Genomic DNA, 18,052 nt, shown 5'->3' with positions numbered 1-18,052 from the left:
GCTACTCACGGTCCTCGGCAGTGGCGCGGCGGCGCAGTGCGAAGAACGCCCCGGCGCCGGCGAGCACGACGACGCTGACGATGACGCCGATGAGGATGCCTGACGAGTCGTCGCCGGAGGACTTGCCGGAGTCGGCCGGCACCGCCGACCACCAACTCCAGTAGCCGTCCTGGCCGTAGATGTTGCCCGCCTTCTCCGGCATGGTGGTGATCGACGCGATCTGGTCCGTGCGGTAGGCCTCGACGGCGTTCGGGTAAGCCATGACGTTCATGTACCCAAGGTCGTACAGCCGCGATTCCATCTGCTTCACGACGTTCGCCCGTTTGGCGGAGTCGTACTCCGCCAACTGCTGTGCGTAGAGCTTGTCGTACGTCTTGTCGCAGATGAAGTTGTCGGTCGCGCCGGTGTCCTTCGGGGTGGCGGGAAGCGCCGCACAGGTGTGGATGGAGAGGACGAAGTCCGGGTCGGGGTTGACGGACCAGCCGTCGAAGGCGAGGTCGTACTGGCCCGCGAGCCAGGGATCGGTCACATTGTCCAGGCAGTTGATCGTCACGCCGATGCCGAGCTTGCCCCACCACTCCTTGAGGTACTGGCCGACCGCCTTGTCGTTCGAGTCGGTGGCGTGGCACAGGACGCGGTAGTTCAACGGCTTGCCGTTCTTGCCGACGCGTTTGCCGTCGCTGTTTTGCTTGTAGCCCGCTTCGTCGAGGAGTTGGGCGGCCTTGGCCGGGTCGTAGGCGAGCTCCTGGCTTCCCGACGGCTGCCAGAAGTATGTCGAGAAGCGCGGCGGGATGTAGCCCTCGCCCTCGACGGCGTGGCCCTGGAAGACCTTGTCGATCAGGGTCTTGCGGTCGACCGCCATGAACAGCGCGTGCCGCACCCGCTGGTCCAGCAAGGACGGGTCGCCGTCCCCGAACTTCTTGCCGTTCTTCGCCTGCGCGCCCGGATTGGTGGCGAGGGCGTAGAAGCGGCGGCCGGGGCCTTCGTTGACGTGGATGTTCTTCTCGCCCTTGAGGGAGGCCGCCTGGGCGGGTGTCAGGGAGGGCGAACCGGCGACGAAGGAGACCTCTCCCTTGCGCAGGGCCGCCACCGCTGCGTCCTGGTCCTTGTAGTACCGGAAGACGAGCTCGTCGAACTTCGGCGCCCCGCGCCAGAAGCTCTTGTTGGCCTTCAACCGCACGTAGCTGTCGGCCTTGTAGTCGGTGAGGACGAACGGCCCGTCGCCGACGATGGGGAAGCTCTTGTCGTTGTTGAACTTCGAGAAGTCCTTGACCTTCTCCCAGATGTGCTGGGGCACGATCGGCACATCGAGTGCGGTCATCGTGGCCTGGGGCTTCTTCAGCTCGATGACGAGTTCGGTGGCACTCGGCGCGGTGACCTTCTCGAAGTTGCCGACGAAGCTGCCGTTGGCGGTGGCGGCGCCCTCGTCGGTCATCATCTTGTTGAACGTCCAGGCCGCGTCCGCGGCGGTGACCTGCTTGCCGTCCGACCACTTGGAGTCGGATCGAATGGTGTACGTCCAGGTCAGTTTGTCCGGCGAGGACGCCCACTTGGTGGCGAGGCCGGGGATGACATGGGCGTCCTTGGGGTCGTAGTTGGTGAGGTACTCGTACATCAGCCGGTGGATGCTCGTACTGACCAGGCGGCTCGCGAGGAAGGGGCTGAGCGAGTCGACGCTCTGCGCGACCGCGACGGTCAGGACCTTCTTATCCTTCGCCTCGGCCTGCTGGGGCGCGGGGGCGAGCGTTGTCGCGAAGGCGGCCGCGAGAGTCAGGGCGGCTGCCAGAAGCCGCGGTGTACGGGGCCGTGTTCTGTGCGGGCGCGGGCGCCCCTTGCCGTGCTGGTCTTGCGTGCTCATCGATCCTGACCTCGCGTCATCTCTTGTACGGGGACGGCTCGCCGGACTGCTCGATCGGGCTGCAACGGGGACGGCTCAGGCTGAGTGAAGGTGTGTCTATCAGTGGCGGAATGCGCGCGTCAACGGCGCATGAATACCCTGTGGCCTGCGGAAATGGCACGCTGACGCACCTGGGGCGAGCCATTGGTCCACACCTGTGAAGCCTTGCAGGTGGACGCCTGACGGCACGTCGGTTCTGGGCGAACGGCAGCACGGCGTCGTCGCGGTCGCCTGCGCCCGTCGGTTCCTCCCGGTCGAACGGAAGGGTGCAGGCGCCCCTCGCATCGGCCTCGGACGTCTTCTAGCGGGCGGCCCGTGCCACGGTGATGATCACGGGGCTGGTGGGCGTGAGCGGACCTCGTTCCCAGTCCCCGTACTGTTCGACGATGCGGAGTCCCGCCTCCGTCAGGAAGCGGGAGAGGGCGTCGGGCCCGAGGAACCGCAGGGTGCCGCGGGCGACCCGCGGCCGGTCCCACCCGGTGCCCTCGAAGGTCGCGGTGAACGTCACCCGGTCCCCGGTCACCGGGGCCCGGACCTCATGCCGCAGGCTCACCGACCCGCCGTCGCCGTCGGCTGCTTCACGCACCCGGTCCGGTGTCCACGACTCCCAGGCCCGGGCAGCGGGGTTCCGTGTCTCGAACACGAACCGCCCGTCCTCGGTGAGGGCTTCGCGCACGGCGGCGAGGCAGCTCCTCAGTTCCTCGTCCCCGGGGATCAGCTGGAAGGTGTCCCCGGTCATCACGACGAGATCGAAGGCGTCCCGCCGGCGATGGGACCGCAGATCCCCGAGCACCCACTCCAGACCGGGGGCGCGCCGCCGTGCCTGGACGAGCATCGCGGCCGCCGGATCGAGCCCGCACAGCCGACCGTCGTGTCCCCTCTCCCGGGCCCGCGCGAGCAGCCTTCCCGTGCCGCAGCCGACGTCCAGGACGCTCCGCGAGGACATCACAAGTCCCAGATGGAAGTCGTCACTCGGCCCCCACGGGTGGAGGGCGTCGTACAGCCCGGCAAGGGTGAGGTCGGAGTACGCACGGTCGGCCATCGTCGCAGTTTCCCAGCTCCGGAGGACGGTGGGGCGGAACTGTACGCGATCTTTGTCGAACGGGAGCAGCACGGGGGAGTGTCGCGTAATGTCGGGTGGGGAATGCGTCCCGTTACGCCGGACATTCCACGAACTGCCCGACGGCGCCAAGGGAGTCCGACCCGGACATGGCAGAGACGACATCGCTCGGCCCGGTCATCCGCACCATCACTTTCGACTGTACCGGTGACCCGTACGAACTCGGCCTGTTCTGGGGCGCGTTGCTGGAACGCCCCCTCGCCGACGACGACGAGCCGGGCGACCCGGAGGCCGTGTTGCGCGACCCCGGGGGCGGTCCGACCCTCCTTTTTGTGCGGGTGCCCGAGGGCAAGTCCGCCAAGAACCGCATCCACCTCGATCTGCGACCCCAAGGCCGGACCCGCGCGCAGGAGGTGGAACGCGCCCTGGCTCTGGGCGCCCGCCGGATCGCCGACCACACCCGCCCGGACGGCGGCGGCTGGGTGGTCCTCACCGATCCCGAGGGGAACGAGTTCTGCATGGAACGCGGGGACTGAGAGCGCCTGCCCACCCCGCCTGCGCCGGCGGCAGGCCCTTCACCGTGATGTACCCATGCGCCCGTCAGGGGACCGACCCCCGACGGGCGTACCGCGTCTCACCCCGGGATCGATGCACGCCCACATGTGACCGTGCCACATCAAGATCGGCCGTGGGCCTGTCGGAGTGTGCCTGCCATCCGGATGACGTCCTGCTCCGACTCGTGGCGTGACTGAGTGATATGTCCGCTGAATGCTGATATGGACCGATAGCGGACAGCGCCCCGGCGCTGGAGGTACGGGGCACTCCGAGGAGGCACTCCCATGCGTGGAGCCAGGCGCGCGAGACGGGCGGCGGCAGTGGCCGCGGCAGCCCTCGCGGCGGCCGGCTGCGGCGGGGGTGCGGGCACGGGCAGTGAACCCGGGGTGTTCAGCGCCTCCTGGAGTGATCCGCAGAACCCGCTGGAGCCCGCCAACACCAACGAGGTCCAGGGCGGAAAGGTCCTCGACATGCTCTTCCGGGGGCTGAGGCGTTACAACCCGAGAACCGGCGCGGCCGAGAACATGCTGGCGGAAAAGATCGAGACCTCGGACTCGCAGAACTTCACCGTCACCGTCAAGGACGGCTGGACATTCAGCAACGGGGAGCCCGTCACCGCCAGGTCCTTCGTCGACGCCTGGAACTACGGCGCCGGCCTGAGGAACAACCAGAAGAACGCGTACTTCTTCGGATACATCGAGGGGTACGACAAGGTGCACCCGGAGACCGGCACGCAGACCGCCGACACCCTGTCCGGACTCGCGGTGACCGGCCCCCGCACCTTCACCGTGAGGCTCAACCAGAAGTTCTCGACGTTCCCGGACACCCTCGGCTATGTGGCCTTCTCCCCGCTGCCCCGGGCGTTCTTCGACCACCACGCGGCCTGGCTGAAGAAACCGATCGGCAATGGTCCGTACCTGGTCAAGTCCTACACCAGGGGCTTCATGATGTCGCTCAGGACGTGGAACGCCTACCCGGGCGCGGACAAGGCGCAGAACAACGGGGTGGACCTGCAGGTCTACACCGACAGCAACACGGCCTACACCGACCTGCTGGCCGGGAACCTCGATCTCGTCGACGACGTGCCCGCCCCGCAGCTCAAGTTCATCAAGTCCGATCTGCACGGCCGGTACATCAACACCCCGGCGGGCATCATCCAGACCCTCGCCTTCCCCTTCTACGACCCGAGATGGAGCAAGCCGGGGACGGAGAAGGTCCGCACGGGCCTGTCCATGGCGATCGACCGGAAACAGATCACGAACACCATCTTCCTGAAGACCCGTACACCGGCGAGCGACTGGACCTCCCCGGTGCTGGGCACGAAGGGCGGCTTCCAGGATGGGCTGTGCGGCGAGGCCTGCACCTACGACCCGGCCCGGGCCAAGCAGCTGATCCAGCAGGGCGGCGGGCTGCCCGGCGGCCAGATCAAGATCACCTACAACGCCGACTCCGGCTCGCACCGGCAGTGGGTGGACGCCGTGTGCAACGACATCAACAACGTCCTCGGCGACGACAAGGCGTGCGTCGGCAACCCGGTCGGCACCTTCGCCGACTTCCGCAACCAGATCGGCCGGCACAAGATGCAGGGCCCGTTCCGGGCCGGCTGGCAGATGGACTACCCGCTGATCCAGAACTTCCTGCAGCCGCTGTACTACACGGGCGCCTCGTCCAACGACGGCCAGTGGTCCAACAAGGGGTTCGACAAGCTCGTCGACCAGGCCAACGCGGAGAGCGACCAGGCCTCGGCCGTGAGGCTGTTCCAGCAGGCCGAGGGCGTGGTGAGGGACAACATGGCCGCCATCCCGCTCTGGTACCAGAACGGCAGCGCCGGCTATTCGGAGCGCCTCTCCCATGTGGCCCTCAACCCGTTCAGCGTCCCCGTCTACAACGAGATCAAGGTCGGCTGAGCCCACGGCTGCCCGCTACCCCCCCGGAGGCTCCATGGGACGGTACGTCGTCCGGCGTCTGCTGCAGATGATCCCGGTCTTCATCGGCGCCACCCTGCTCATCTTCCTGATGGTGAACGTCATGGGCGACCCCATCGCGGGCCTGTGCGGGGAACGGCAGTGCGACCCCGCCACGGCAGCTCAGCTGCGCCGGGACTTCGGCCTCGACAAGCCTGTGTGGCAGCAATACGCGACCTACATGGGCAAGGTGTTCACCGGCGACTTCGGCACCGCGTTCAACGGGCAGCCGGTCACCGAGCTGATGGCGACGGCCTTCCCCGTCACGATCCGGCTCACCGTGGTGGCCATCCTCTTCGAGATCGTCATCGGCATCGCGCTCGGCGTGGTCACCGGTCTGCGCCGGGGGCGGCCCGTCGACACGACGGTGCTGCTGCTCACCCTCGTCGTGATCTCGGTACCGACCTTCGTCACCGGTCTTTTGCTCCAACTGCTGCTCGGCGTCGAGTGGGGCTGGGTCAGACCCTCGGTCTCCCCGGCGGCCGCCTTCGGCGAGCTGATCGTCCCGGGCCTGGTCCTCGCCTCCGTCTCGCTCGCCTACGTCACCCGGCTGACCCGGACCTCCATCGCCGAGAACAAGCGGTCCGACTACGTCCGCACGGCCGTCGCCAAGGGGCTGCCGCGCCACCGCGTGATCACCCGGCATCTGCTGCGCAACTCGCTGATCCCCGTGGTCACCTTCATCGGCACCGACATCGGCGCCCTCATGGGCGGTGCGATCGTCACCGAGCGGATCTTCAACATCCACGGCGTCGGCTACCAGCTCTACCAGGGGATCCTCCGGCAGAACACGCAGACGGTCGTCGGCTTCGTGACGATCCTCGTCCTCGTCTTCCTGGTCGCCAACCTGCTCGTCGACCTCCTGTACGCCGTACTCGACCCGAGGATCCGTTATGCATGACCAGCCGCCTGAGCGCGAGGGGGCCATCGCCGGTACCGGCATGGGCGGCGCGATGGACCTCGCAGCCAGCGAGGCGACCACCCTGGAGCCGCAGCGGACAGCTGCCGCCGGAGGACCTGCGGGGGGACCGGAGGGCGTGCCTCCCGCGGGCAAGCCACGCAGCCTGTGGTCCGACGCCTGGCGCGATCTGCGCCGCAACCCCGTCTTCATCGTCTCCGGACTCGTGATCCTCTTCCTCTTCCTCATCTCGATCTGGCCGTCCCTGATCACCTCGGGCAACCCCCTGCAGTGCGAACTCGCCAAGGCGCAGGAGGGCAGCCAGCCCGGACACCCGTTCGGCTACGACGGCCAGGGCTGCGACGTGTACACCCGGACCGTGTACGGCGCCCGCGCCTCGGTCACGGTCGGTGTCTGCGCCACGGTCGGCGTCGCGGTGCTCGGCTCGATCCTGGGCGGGCTGGCCGGATTCTTCGGCGGGGGATGGGACGCCGTCCTGTCCCGCGTCACCGACATCTTCTTCGCCATCCCGGTCGTCCTCGGCGGTCTGGTCCTGCTCTCCGTCGTGACCAGCAACACCGTCTGGCCGGTGATCGGGTTCATGGTGCTGCTCGGCTGGCCGCAGATCTCCCGTATCGCCCGCGGCTCGGTCATCACCGCCAAGCAGCACGACTACGTCCAGGCGGCCCGCGCCCTCGGCGCCTCCAACTCCCGCATCCTGCTGCGGCACATCGCGCCCAACGCGGTCGCGCCGGTGATCGTCGTCGCCACCATCGCGCTCGGCACGTACATCGCCCTGGAGGCGACCCTGTCGTACCTCGGCGTGGGACTGAGACCGCCGAGTGTGTCCTGGGGGATCGACATCTCCGCCGCCTCCCCGTACGTCCGCAACGCCCCGCACGCGCTGCTGTGGCCCTCCGGCGCGCTCGCGATCACCGTGCTCGCCTTCATCATGCTCGGCGACGCGGTGCGCGACGCCCTCGACCCCAGGCTGAGGTGACCGCCGTGCTGCTCGAAGTGCGCGACCTGCAGGTGGAGTTCCGCACCCGGGACGGGATCGCCAAGGCGGTCAACGGCGTCAGCTTCGCCGTGGACGCGGGCCAGACGCTCGCGGTGCTAGGCGAGTCGGGCTCCGGCAAGTCCGTCACCGCACAGGCCGTCATGGGGATCCTCGACACACCGCCCGCCAGGATCACCGGCGGCGAGGTCCTCTTCCGGGGACAGGACCTGCTCGCCCTGAAGGAGGATCAGCGGCGCAGGATCCGCGGCGCCCGGATGGCCATGATCTTCCAGGACGCGCTGTCCGCCCTCAACCCTGTGCTCACCGTGGGCGAGCAGCTCGGCGAGATGTTCGTCGTGCACCGCGGCATGTCGAGGAGGGACGCCCGGGCGAGGGCCGTCGAGCTGATGGAACAGGTGCGGATCCCGGCTGCCGCCCAGCGGGTGCGCGACTACCCCCACCAGTTCTCCGGCGGTATGCGCCAGCGCATCATGATCGCCATGGCGATGGCGCTGGAGCCGGCGCTGATCATCGCCGACGAGCCGACCACCGCCCTCGACGTCACCGTCCAGGCCCAGGTGATGGACCTGCTCGCCGAGTTGCAGCGCGAGTACCGCATGGGCCTCATCCTGATCACCCACGACCTCGGTGTCGTCGCGGACGTCGCCGACCGGATCGCCGTGATGTACGCGGGCAAGATCGTGGAGTCGGCTCCCGTGCACGACATCTACAAGGCGCCCGCTCACCCCTACACCAGGGGACTGCTCGACTCGATCCCGCGGCTCGACCAGAAGGGCCGCCGGCTCTACGCCATCAAGGGCCTCCCCCCGAACCTCATGAACATCCCGCCGGGCTGCTCCTTCAACCCCCGCTGCCCCATGGCCCGGGACGTGTGCCGCACCGACGTGCCGCCGCTCTACGAGGTCGCCGGCGACCACGGGGGCGAGCGAGTGAGCGCCTGCCACTTCTGGAGGGAGTGCCTGCATGGCCGGTCCTGAGCCGATTCTGGAAGTGCGCGGTCTGGTCAAGCACTACCCGCTCACCCGGGGGATCCTGTTCAAGAAGCAGGTGGGCTCCGTCAAGGCGGTGGACGGCGTCGACTTCACCCTGGGCCGGGGAGAGACGCTCGGCATCGTCGGCGAGTCCGGCTGCGGCAAGTCGACGGTCGCGCGGATGCTGGTCAATCTGGAGCGCCCGACGGCCGGTTCGATCACCTACCGGGGCGAGGACATCACCAGGCTGTCCGGGCGCGCCCTGAAGGCCGTGCGGCGCAACATCCAGATGGTGTTCCAGGACCCGTACACCTCCCTCAACCCACGGATGACCGTGGGCGACATCGTCGGGGAGCCGTACGAGATCCATCCCGAGGCCGCGCCCAAGGGGGAGCGGCGCCGGCGAGTACAGGAACTGCTCGACGTGGTGGGGCTCAACCCCGAGTACGTCAACCGCTACCCGCACCAGTTCTCCGGCGGCCAGCGCCAGCGGATCGGGATCGCCAGGGGGCTGGCGCTGCGCCCGGAGATCATCGTCGCCGACGAGCCGGTGTCGGCGCTCGACGTGTCCGTCCAGGCGCAGGTGATCAACCTGATGGCGGAACTCCAGGACGAGTTCGGGCTGTCGTACGTCTTCATCGCGCACGACCTGTCGATCGTGCGGCACATCTCCGACCGGGTCGCGGTGATGTACCTCGGGCGCATCGTGGAGACCGGCAGGGACGCGGAGATCTACGAGCATCCGACGCACCCCTACACCCAGGCCCTGCTGTCGGCCGTCCCCGTGCCCGACCCGGAGGCGCGCGAGCACCGGGAGCGGATCATCCTGAGCGGTGATGTGCCGTCCCCGGCGGCCATCCCCTCCGGCTGCCGCTTCCGCACCCGCTGCTGGAAGGCCCAGGAGCGGTGCGCCCTGGAGGTGCCGCCGCTCGCGGTGCCCGAGGAGTTCCGCCGTACGAGCGGACCGGCCGCGCACGATTCGGCGTGCCACTTCGCGGAGGAGAAGAGAGTGGTGCCGCCCGAGGAGCCGCCGGTGCCCGGCGATGCGCCGCACGAAGAGCGGCATAAGCGGACAAATGCGAACGAAGGTCGTTAACACGCAGGCAACTTGACTGACGCGGTACCGATATACGGACACAGGAGAGTGAACTGCGTACGGCCGTGCGGGTGCCGTAAACGAGCCGGGGTGCGCCATGTCACCCCGGCTCGTTCATTGCGCACGGGCCGGCGCCGCTCTCGCGGACACGGCCGATCTTTCGCTGTGGTCCCTTGGCCGACGGTCGCTGTGCTCCGTGGGGGATCCCTGCTCAGCCCAGGTTCAGAGCGCGCTTGAGGAAGTCCAGCTGGAGCAGCAGCAGGTTCTCCGCGACCGTTTCCTGAGGTGTCATATGGGTCACCCCGGACAGCGGCAGCACCTCGTGCGGGCGGCCCGCGGCCAGGAGGGCCGAGGACAGGCGCAGGGAGTGGGCCACCACCACGTTGTCGTCCGCGAGGCCGTGGATGATCATCATCGGCCGGGCCGGATACGCGTCGTCGACAAGACCGGCGTCGTCGACCAGGGAGTTGCGCCGGTACACCTCGGGCTGCTGTACCGGGTGCCCCAGATAGCGCTCCTGGTAGTGGGTGTCGTACAGCCGCAGATCGGTCACCGGTGCGCCGACCACGGCCGCGTGGAACACGTCCGGGCGGCGCAGCGCCGCGAGCGCGGCGAGATAGCCGCCGAAGGACCAGCCGCGGATCGCGACCCGGGTCAGATCGAGCGGGAAGTCGCCGGCCAGGGCGTGGAGCGCGTCGACCTGGTCCTCCAGCACGACCGCCGCGAGGTCGTCCTTCACCGCCTTCTCCCAGGCGGGGGAGCGGCCCGGGGTGCCCCGGCCGTCCGCGACGATCACCGCGAAGCCCTGGTCGGCGAACCACTGGGAGGTCAGGTGCGGGTTGTGCGCGGCCACCACCCGCTGTCCGTGCGGGCCTCCGTAGGGGTCCATGAGGACGGGGAGGGAGGTGTCACCGTCGTAGTCCGTCGGCAGAAGCACGGCGCACGGGATTCGTCGTGCGCCCCCTTGTGCAAGCGTCACGCGCGGGGACAAACCCGGGTGTTCTGCGAACGACGCAACGCCGGCCACGCGCTTGCCGTCGTGCAGCACTTGCGCCTGGCTGCCCGCGCGGCCGAGTGTGGCGGAGATGAGCACGGTCACGCCCCCGGCGCGCACCGCCGTATGGACGCCGGGCTCCTGCGACACACGCTCCACACCGAGTTCGTTCACCCGGTACACATGGATCTCGCCGGTCTCCGGATCGGCCGCCGCCTCGCCCGCCGAGGCCGTGACGAGCACATCGTCGTCGGACACGTCGAGCACCGCGCGCACATGCAACTGTGCTCCGGTCAGGGGCCGTTCACCCACGGTGAGCACCCGTGCGCCGCCCTCGTCGGCGATCCGCACGAGCTGCCCCGAGGGGCTCCAGCACGGCACCCCAGGGAAAAGTTCAAGCCATTGTGGATCTTCGTCCGCGTGCACCATCCGGGTCGCCCCGGTGTCCGGGTCCACCGCCAGGAACAGCTGGCTGCGCTGATCGCGTGCCTGCACCAGAATCAGTGGCGCACCCGCCGCTGACCAGTGCACTCGCGCCAGATACGGGTAGCCGGCCCGATCCCAGACGACCTCCGTGCGCGTCCCGTCGAGGCCCACGACGAACAGCCGCACCTCCGCGTTGTCCGTGCCCGCCGCCGGATATGCGACAGGCTGCGGCTCCCGCTCCGGATGGGCGGGATCGGAGATCCACCATCGGCGCACCGGCGTCTCGTCCACGCGCGCGACGAGCAGCCGGTCGGACTCCGGCGACCACCAGTAGCCGCGTGAACGCCCCATCTCCTCGGCCGCGATGAACTCGGCCAGCCCGTAGGTGACCGATCCCGGTTCCGTCTCCGGCTCCGCCTCGGCCAGCACCCGGTCGCCCTCGCCCTCGGCGCCGATCACCCGCAGCGCGCCCCGGGCGACATACGCGATGTGCCGTCCGTCGGGGGCGGGCCGGGGGTCGATCACCGGTCCGGGCACGGGCAGTTCACGTGCCGTGCCGACGCGCAGTTCGGCCGTGAAAAGCCGCCCTGACAAGGCGAAGGACGCCAACTCCACGGCGGCGTCGGTGGCGTAGCCGACGATGCCGGCACCGCCCTCGCGGCTGCGTTCGCGACGGGCGCGTTCCTCGGGTGGCAACTGCTCGGCGGTGCCCCCGAGAAGGGCACCCGGATCGGCCGCCGGGCGCTCCGCGCCGTCCGCCACATCGAGGACCCAGAGCTGGTGCGCGCGGTCCGCGCCGGACGCTGAGCGCAGGAACAACACGCGGGAGCCGTCGGGTGCGACGGTGAACGCACGCGGCGCGCCGAGCGTGAACCGCTGGGTCCGCGCGTGCCGTCGGGGGAAGGAATCAGACTCGGTCGTCATGCCACGACCATATTGGCCATGCGCCCCCTTGTGCGGCCGTGCGCCGACCGATGCGCACGTACGGATAGTTATGATCGCTGGCGCATGGTGGGTATGAACCCGCTGGCATCCGGGCGGACTTATCTGTGAGGACACGTCTGCCCGGATTCGTTGCCCCCATAGCCCGACCCCCGCGCCCCTGTGGATCTTTGGAGGTGAACCGCCGTGGCACTCTCGATTTCGGCGGTGGTGCTGCTGGCGATCATCGTCTTCCTACTGATCAAGAAGTCAGGGCTGAAGGCCGGGCACGCGATCGTGTGCATGCTGCTCGGGTTCTATCTCGCCTCCTCGACCGTCGCCCCGACGATCAGCGAGCTGACGACGAACATCGCCGGCATGATCGGCAGCATCAAGTTCTAGCGGCGCACAGGGCGCGGGTCCGGCGACCGTGGGGACCGGGCTCAGTGCCGGGGTTCGGTCCTGGTCCTCGCATCCCCGCCCGTGCCCCCGTCGCATCCACAGACCCGACACCCCCTGCCCCCGTCGCTTCCCGCCGTACCTCGCCCGCCTACGCCGCCCCGGTGCTCCTCAGGCCCGTCACCGCCCTCCTGGACGGTCTGCCGGGCCACAGGCGGGGGCGGTGTACGGCCCAGGCCCGGAGGGGACCCGGCGCCTCGTAGGGTGGACCCCATGACGGATCTGCCCGACCGGCGTCTGCTCCTGGTGCACGCGCACCCGGACGACGAGTCGATCAACAACGGCGCGACCATGGCCAGATACGCGGCCGAGGGTGCCCGGGTGACGCTGGTGACCTGCACGCTCGGTGAGGAGGGCGAAGTCATCCCGCCGCCGGTCGCTCATCTCGCGGCGGACCGCGACGACACGCTCGGCCCCCACCGCGCCGGCGAACTGGCCGCCGCCATGGCCGCGCTCGGCGTCAGCGACCACCGCCACCTCGGCGGCCCCGGCCGCTACCGGGACTCCGGGATGATGGGCGCCCCGCAGAACAGCCGTCCGGAAGCCTTCTGGTCCGCCGATCCCGACGAGGCGGCCGGCCACCTGGTGGCGGTCGTCCGGGAGGTGCGCCCCCAGGTCCTCGTCACCTACGACCCCGACGGCGGCTACGGTCACCCCGACCACATCCAGGCCCATCGTGTCGCCATGCGCGCCGCGCGGCTGGCCGCCGACCCCGGCTTCAGACCGGACCTCGGAGCGCCCTGGGAGATCACCAAGATCTACTGGAACCGGGTGCCGCGCCGGGTGGCCGAGGCCGCCTTCGCGCGGCTCGGCGAGGCGCTCGACGACACCCCCTTCGCCAAGGCGGCGGCCGTCGAGGACGTCCCCGGCGTGGTCGGCGACGAGGTGATCACCACAGAGATCGACGGCACCGCGTTCGCCGCCGCGAAGGCCGCCGCGATGCGGGCCCACGCCACGCAGATCGAGGTCGCCGAGCCGTGGTTCGCCCTCTCCAACGCCCTCGCGCAGCCCCTGTTCACGACCGAGTACTACGAGCTGGTCCGTGGTGAGCAGACCGGGACGGGGGTCCCCCCGGCCCAGGGTGCCGGGAGCGCCGAGGCCCGGGAGACGGACCTGTTCGAGGGAGTGGCGCCATGATGTCCACGGGCAAGCAGCAGAGCACGCTCGCGCAGCCGCTGAAACCGCCCTCGGCCGGCCGGGCCGCCGCCTATCTGGGTCTGTTCGTGCTCGGCGCGGTGGTGGGGGCGGCGGGCGCGCTCGTGCAGGGCGGCTGGTTTCCCGGTGGGCTGCTCCTCGCGCTGGCGGGTGCGGCCGGGCTCTTCGTCGGCGGTGCCCGGGTCATGGGGACCCGGGCGGGGGCCGTCGCGCCCGCCGCGGGCTGGGTGGTCTCCGTCATCCTGCTCACCGCGAGCCGTCCGGAAGGAGATTTCCTGTTCGGTGCGGGCGTCGGGTCCTATCTTTTCCTGCTCGGCGGAATGGCCGTCGCTGTGATCTGCGCCACCCTCGCCCCGGGGCGGCCGGCAGGTGGCTCAGGCGTCCGACTCGGCAAGTGACGTACCACTTCGTCTCCGGGATCACGGAATGCCCCCGGGGAAAACGGGGTGCGCGCGTAGGAGTACCGTGCGGGTTTCCTGACAGGCGCGGTCTGCGGACCACCTGCGGCCAGTATGGTGGTGCGCGCCGCCGAGCCTTCCCCGAGCCCCTGGCTTCGCTCGAGCACGGGAGGCCACCTGTTGAGGTCGAAACAGGCGGTGGAGCCAACCGGGAGAACCTGCCTTGAGTCGTGAAACTGACAGTTCGTCCGCCGGATCCAACGGGCGTGGCGGAGCCGCGTATCCGTCCGGGACGCCGCCGTACGGGACCCCCATGGCTTCCGAGGACGGTGTCGACGCGAGCCGTTCGGCCACGCGGCCGGAGGAACGAAAGACCGAGACCACACTGACGACCCGGATCCGGATCAACATCCCCGGATCACGGCCCATTCCGCCGGTCGTCGTGCGCACCCCCGTCGCGGACGCCGACACCGCCGACACGACGGCCGAAGCGGCTGCCGACCCGCAGCCGACGAGCACCGTCACCCCGCTGAGCGCCCTCGACAGCACCGCGGAGCCCCCGGCGCCGGCCGGGGAGAAGACGAGCGACTGGTTCGCACCCCGCAAGCCCTCGGCGGCCAAGGGCCCGCAGGGCGGCGGCTCGACCGACGGCGCGGGTATGCCGGGAGGGTCCGGCATACAGGGGTCCGACGTGCCCGGCGGATTCGGCGCGGGCGGAGCGCGTCCGGGTGCTCCCGGCGCGAACGGCGCCGGTGCCGTGCACCCTGGTGCTTCCGGTGCGCCGGGCGCCGCGGGCGCACGGCCCACAGGGGGCACGGGCGCCGCGGGCCCGCTGGGCGCACGCCCGGGCGCGACGAACGGCAGAGGACTTCCGGGTGCCACCGGCGCGGGACCCGTCGCGCCGGGGCACGGCGGAGGAACCGGCTCCTTCGACGTCTCCGACGCCGTGGCCGCCACCACCGCCTCGTTGCCCGTCATAGGTCCCGAGGACGGCGTGGAGCCCAGCCGCGACGATCTGCCGTACTTCACGGACGCGGGCCCGCACGGCCCGTCCGGTCCCACCGGCGGCCCGGTCATCGGCGACGGCCCCGCCATACCTCCCGCGGGTCCCACACCCGGCGGCCGCGGCCTGCCGGCACGGGGTCTCCCGGGGACGCCCGGCGCAGGCCAGGGCGGCCCGTACGGCCCCGGGGCACCGGGCGCGCCGGGCGCCGGCCCGGGCCAGGGCCGGCCCGGCGGCGGACTCAGCGACGACACCGCGATCCTCACCCCGCAGAAGCCGGCCCCCGCTCCGGGCGGCCAGGGCTACGGCCGCCCCGGCGACAACATTTCCGGGCACACGGTCACCAGCGGCATCCCGGTCGTCCCCACGGGCGCACAGAACGGCCCGTTCCCGGGCACGCAGTCCGACGGGCCCGTGCAGCACACGGCACCGAAGCTGCCCGAGCCGCCGAAGAGCCAGAACTCCAAGAGCGCGAAGCCGGCCAGGAGCAAGGGCCGCAGCAAGCCGGCGCTCCTGATCGGCGGCCTGGTCTTCCTCGGCGGTGTCGCCTACGGCGCCGGGCTGCTGATGAACCACTCCGACGTGCCCAAGGGCACCACCGTGCTCGGTGTCGACATCGGTGGCGGAACCCGCGACGACGCGATCCAGAAGCTGGACTCCGCCCTGGGCAGCCGTACCGGCAAGCCGCTCGAACTGTCGGTGGACGGCAAGACGGTCGCCCTCAGGCCGGACCAGGCGGGCCTCCAGCTCGACAGCAAGGCCACGGTCGCCACCGCCGCACAGAGCGACTACAACCCGGTGTCGGTGATCGGCTCCCTGTTCGGGCAGGAGCGCGTCATCGATCCCGTGATGCCGGTCGACGAGGAGAAACTGCAGGCCGAACTGGAACGCGCCGCGGGCGGTGCCGGCTCGATGGTCGAGGGCACGGTCAAGTTCGAGTCGGGCAAGGCCGTCGCCGTGTACGGAAAGGCGGGCGAGGGCGTCGACGTCTCCGCTTCCACCGCGGCCGTCGAGCAGGCGTACCGCACCGAGGTGGAGACCGGCACGAGCACGCCCGTGAAGGTGCCCACGACCACGCGCCGGCCGACGGTCTCCAACGCGGAGGTCGACCGGATGATGAAGGAGTTCGCGCAGCCCGCGATGTCCCAGAACGTGACGGTGCGCACGGACGCCGCCCACACGATCTCCTTCAGCCCCCGCAACTCCCTGTGGAAGTTCATCGGGGTGAAGGCCATCAACGGCAAGCTCGTCGACACATATGACAAGGCGGCGCTGCAAGGGCTGTACGGCAACACCTTCGACGGTGTGCTCATCACCCGCGCCACCGGCCAGAAGACGGCGGTCACGGTGGAGGACGTGATCGGCGCGCTGCGGCCCGCGCTGCTCGGCAAGTCGCCGGCGGCCCGTATCGCGACGATCGACACGAACCCCAGCTGATCCGGACGACACGGGGGTGGCCGCCGGGAGCGGGCACCCCCGTCGTCGTGCCGGCCATATGACATCTGTCATGTGGGAGTCACGACACCTGGCACTGCTCCGCGGCACCACCGCGCGGCGACGATGGGGTCATGACGACGACAACTGCGGTCACCACAACGGTGGTCGCATTCGACCAGGTGACCAAGGCCTACGGGAGCGTCCGGGCCGTCGACGGTCTGACGCTCGACCTGCACCCGGGCGAGACGGTGGCCCTCCTGGGGCCCAACGGCGCGGGCAAGTCCACCACTCTCGACCTGCTCCTCGGGCTCAAGCAGGCGGACAGCGGCACGGTCCGCGTGTTCGGGACCGGTCCGCGCGAAGCCATAGTCGCCGGACGCGTGGGCGCCATGCTGCAGAGCGGCGGCCTGATGGACGAGGTCACGGTCGCCGAACTGGTCAAGCTCGCCTGCGACCTGCACCCGAAGTCGTACAAGATCGACGATGTGCTCACTCGCGCGGGCATCGCGCAGATCGCCGACCGCAAGGTCAACAGGCTCTCCGGCGGCCAGGCCCAGCGTGTCCGCTTCGCCCTCGCCACCGCGGGCGACAGCGACCTCATCGTCCTGGACGAGCCGACCACCGGCATGGATGTCTCCGCCCGCCAGGCGTTCTGGGCCACCATGCGGGAACAGGCGGACGAGGGGCGTACGGTCCTGTTCGCCACGCACTACCTCGAAGAGGCCGACGCGATCGCCGACCGGGTGCTCGTCCTGCACCGCGGGCGCCTCCTCGCCGACGGGACCGCCGCCGAGATCAAGGCGAAGGCCGGTGCCCGCCGTATCTCCTTCGATCTGGAGGGCTCGATCGACGAGGCCCCGCTGCGCGCGCTGCCCTTCCTCACCGTGATGGACATCTCCGGGCAGACGGTCCGCATCCAGTCCACCGACGCCGACGCCACCGTCCACGCCCTGTACGGCCTCGGTGTCTACCCCCGCAATCTCGAAGTGGCCGGGCTCGGGCTCGAGCAGGCATTCGTCGCCATCACCGAGGCCGAGGAGGCCAAGCAGTCGTGAGCAGCCTGATCAAGCTGGAACTGGCCAGGGCCCTGCGCAACCGCAAGTTCCTGTTCTTCTCCGTGCTGTACCCGTCGCTCCTCTTCCTGCTCATCGCGGGCAAGGCCGACAGCGTGACCAAGGTCGACGGCACCGGCCTGACAATCCCGACCTACATGATGGTCTCGATGGCGTCCTTCGGCGCACTGACCGCCGTCCTGATGGGCAACAGCGAGCGCATCGCCAAGGAGCGCGAGAGCGGCTGGGTCCGGCAGCTGCGGCTGACCCCCCTCCCGGGGCGCGGCTACGTCCTCGCCAAGACCGCCAGTGCGGCCGTCGTCAGCCTGCCGTCCATCGTGATCGTCTTCGTGGTCGCCTCGGCCGTGAAGCACGTCCGCCTCGAGGCCTGGCAGTGGCTCGCCCTCACCGGCGCGATCTGGGCCGGCAGCCTCGTCTTCGCCGCCCTCGGCGTGGCCATCGGCTACCTCGCCAGCGGGGACGCGGTCCGCCCGATCACGATGATCATCTACTTCGGGCTGTCGCTGCTGGGCGGCCTGTGGATGCCCGCGACCACCTTCCCGCAGTGGCTGCAGGACATCGCCAAGTGGCTGCCCACCCACGCGTACGCTGCTCTGGGGCAGGCCATCGAGGAGAGCCGGGCCCCGCACGCACAGGACATCGCCATCCTCGTCGCCTTCTTCGCCCTGTTCGCGGGCGGCGCGGCCTGGCTGTACCGGAAGGACACCTTGAAGGCGTGAGCGCC

Annotated in this window: 15 protein-coding genes; 12 read left to right on the top strand and 3 right to left on the bottom strand. The window is 70.0% G+C overall.

What is annotated here, in order from left to right:
- Position 1: 1 nt before the first annotated feature.
- Together ABZ904_RS28680 and ABZ904_RS28675 are read right to left on the bottom strand one after the other, a co-directional pair.
- Complete coding sequence (locus tag ABZ904_RS28680) at positions 2–1,858, bottom strand: peptide ABC transporter substrate-binding protein (protein ID WP_361826265.1); 1,857 nt, start codon at positions 1,856–1,858, stop codon at positions 2–4.
- A gap of 340 nt (positions 1,859–2,198) precedes the next feature.
- Positions 2,199–2,939: a class I SAM-dependent methyltransferase gene (locus tag ABZ904_RS28675; protein ID WP_359396712.1), complete on the bottom strand. Its 741-nt coding sequence runs from the start codon at positions 2,937–2,939 to the stop codon at positions 2,199–2,201.
- Between the two features lie 167 nt (positions 2,940–3,106).
- On the opposite strand from ABZ904_RS28675, the gene ABZ904_RS28670 reads away from it, so the two are divergent.
- The 6 genes from ABZ904_RS28670 (at position 3,107) to ABZ904_RS28645 (ending at position 9,462) form a co-directional block, all read left to right on the top strand.
- Positions 3,107–3,493, top strand: a complete 387-nt coding sequence (locus ABZ904_RS28670; protein ID WP_359396710.1) for a VOC family protein — start codon at positions 3,107–3,109, stop codon at positions 3,491–3,493.
- A 303-nt stretch (positions 3,494–3,796) separates the two neighbouring features.
- Complete coding sequence (locus ABZ904_RS28665; RefSeq protein ID WP_359396708.1) at positions 3,797–5,419, top strand: ABC transporter substrate-binding protein; 1,623 nt, start codon at positions 3,797–3,799, stop codon at positions 5,417–5,419.
- 34 nt (positions 5,420–5,453) lie between these two features.
- Positions 5,454–6,377, top strand: a complete 924-nt coding sequence (locus ABZ904_RS28660) for an ABC transporter permease (protein ID WP_359396706.1) — start codon at positions 5,454–5,456, stop codon at positions 6,375–6,377.
- Positions 6,370–7,374, top strand: a complete 1,005-nt coding sequence (locus ABZ904_RS28655; RefSeq protein ID WP_359396704.1) for an ABC transporter permease — start codon at positions 6,370–6,372, stop codon at positions 7,372–7,374. The genes ABZ904_RS28660 and ABZ904_RS28655 overlap by 8 nt, the downstream gene beginning before the upstream one ends.
- Before the next feature lie 5 nt (positions 7,375–7,379).
- Entirely contained in the window at positions 7,380–8,372 is a 993-nt protein-coding gene (locus ABZ904_RS28650; protein ID WP_360998697.1) for an ABC transporter ATP-binding protein, read from the top strand.
- A complete protein-coding gene (locus ABZ904_RS28645; RefSeq protein WP_359396701.1) occupies positions 8,359–9,462 on the top strand; it encodes a dipeptide ABC transporter ATP-binding protein in 1,104 nt (367 codons plus the stop codon). The genes ABZ904_RS28650 and ABZ904_RS28645 overlap by 14 nt, the downstream gene beginning before the upstream one ends.
- 211 nt (positions 9,463–9,673) lie before the next feature.
- Here ABZ904_RS28645 and ABZ904_RS28640 read toward each other — a convergent pair whose 3' ends face one another.
- A complete protein-coding gene (locus tag ABZ904_RS28640; protein WP_361826257.1) occupies positions 9,674–11,806 on the bottom strand; it encodes a prolyl oligopeptidase family serine peptidase in 2,133 nt (710 codons plus the stop codon).
- A 204-nt stretch (positions 11,807–12,010) separates the two neighbouring features.
- Here ABZ904_RS28640 and ABZ904_RS28635 point away from each other — a divergent pair, with 204 nt between their 5' ends.
- From ABZ904_RS28635 to ABZ904_RS28610, 6 genes are all read left to right on the top strand, one after another.
- Complete coding sequence (locus tag ABZ904_RS28635) at positions 12,011–12,205, top strand: hypothetical protein (RefSeq protein ID WP_003992731.1); 195 nt, start codon at positions 12,011–12,013, stop codon at positions 12,203–12,205.
- A gap of 270 nt (positions 12,206–12,475) precedes the next feature.
- Positions 12,476–13,399, top strand: coding sequence for an N-acetyl-1-D-myo-inositol-2-amino-2-deoxy-alpha-D-glucopyranoside deacetylase (mshB, locus tag ABZ904_RS28630; RefSeq protein WP_361826254.1), 924 nt, complete (start codon positions 12,476–12,478; stop codon positions 13,397–13,399).
- Positions 13,396–13,815, top strand: coding sequence for a DUF6113 family protein (locus ABZ904_RS28625; RefSeq protein WP_359396696.1), 420 nt, complete (start codon positions 13,396–13,398; stop codon positions 13,813–13,815). Before mshB ends, ABZ904_RS28625 begins: the two co-directional genes overlap by 4 nt.
- Before the next feature lie 223 nt (positions 13,816–14,038).
- Positions 14,039–16,255: a hypothetical protein gene (locus tag ABZ904_RS28620; protein ID WP_361826250.1), complete on the top strand. Its 2,217-nt coding sequence runs from the start codon at positions 14,039–14,041 to the stop codon at positions 16,253–16,255.
- A 131-nt stretch (positions 16,256–16,386) separates the two neighbouring features.
- A complete protein-coding gene (locus tag ABZ904_RS28615) occupies positions 16,387–17,310 on the top strand; it encodes an ABC transporter ATP-binding protein (protein WP_359396692.1) in 924 nt (307 codons plus the stop codon).
- A complete protein-coding gene (locus ABZ904_RS28610) occupies positions 17,307–18,047 on the top strand; it encodes an ABC transporter permease (RefSeq protein WP_360998708.1) in 741 nt (246 codons plus the stop codon). The genes ABZ904_RS28615 and ABZ904_RS28610 overlap by 4 nt, the downstream gene beginning before the upstream one ends.
- Positions 18,048–18,052: the final 5 nt, after the last annotated feature.

The organism is Streptomyces sp. NPDC046900, from assembly GCF_040644975.1.
Lineage (GTDB): Bacteria > Actinomycetota > Actinomycetes > Streptomycetales > Streptomycetaceae > Streptomyces.
This window is presented reverse-complemented; position numbering and strand designations above follow the sequence as displayed.

Bases quoted from the DNA above. Each gene is read 5' to 3' on its own strand.
- ABZ904_RS28655 (WP_359396704.1), top strand. From the start codon at position 6,370: ATGCATGACCAGCCGCCTGAGCGCGAGGGGGCCATCGCCGGTACCGGC.
- ABZ904_RS28665 (WP_359396708.1), top strand. From the start codon at position 3,797: ATGCGTGGAGCCAGGCGCGCGAGACGGGCGGCGGCAGTGGCCGCGGCA.
- mshB (WP_361826254.1), top strand. From the start codon at position 12,476: ATGACGGATCTGCCCGACCGGCGTCTGCTCCTGGTGCACGCGCACCCG.
- ABZ904_RS28625 (WP_359396696.1), top strand. From the start codon at position 13,396: ATGATGTCCACGGGCAAGCAGCAGAGCACGCTCGCGCAGCCGCTGAAA.
- ABZ904_RS28660 (WP_359396706.1), top strand. From the start codon at position 5,454: ATGGGACGGTACGTCGTCCGGCGTCTGCTGCAGATGATCCCGGTCTTC.
- ABZ904_RS28680 (WP_361826265.1), bottom strand. From the start codon at position 1,858: ATGAGCACGCAAGACCAGCACGGCAAGGGGCGCCCGCGCCCGCACAGA.
- ABZ904_RS28615 (WP_359396692.1), top strand. From the start codon at position 16,387: ATGACGACGACAACTGCGGTCACCACAACGGTGGTCGCATTCGACCAG.
- ABZ904_RS28670 (WP_359396710.1), top strand. From the start codon at position 3,107: ATGGCAGAGACGACATCGCTCGGCCCGGTCATCCGCACCATCACTTTC.
- ABZ904_RS28645 (WP_359396701.1), top strand. From the start codon at position 8,359: ATGGCCGGTCCTGAGCCGATTCTGGAAGTGCGCGGTCTGGTCAAGCAC.
- ABZ904_RS28675 (WP_359396712.1), bottom strand. From the start codon at position 2,939: ATGGCCGACCGTGCGTACTCCGACCTCACCCTTGCCGGGCTGTACGAC.
- ABZ904_RS28640 (WP_361826257.1), bottom strand. From the start codon at position 11,806: ATGACGACCGAGTCTGATTCCTTCCCCCGACGGCACGCGCGGACCCAG.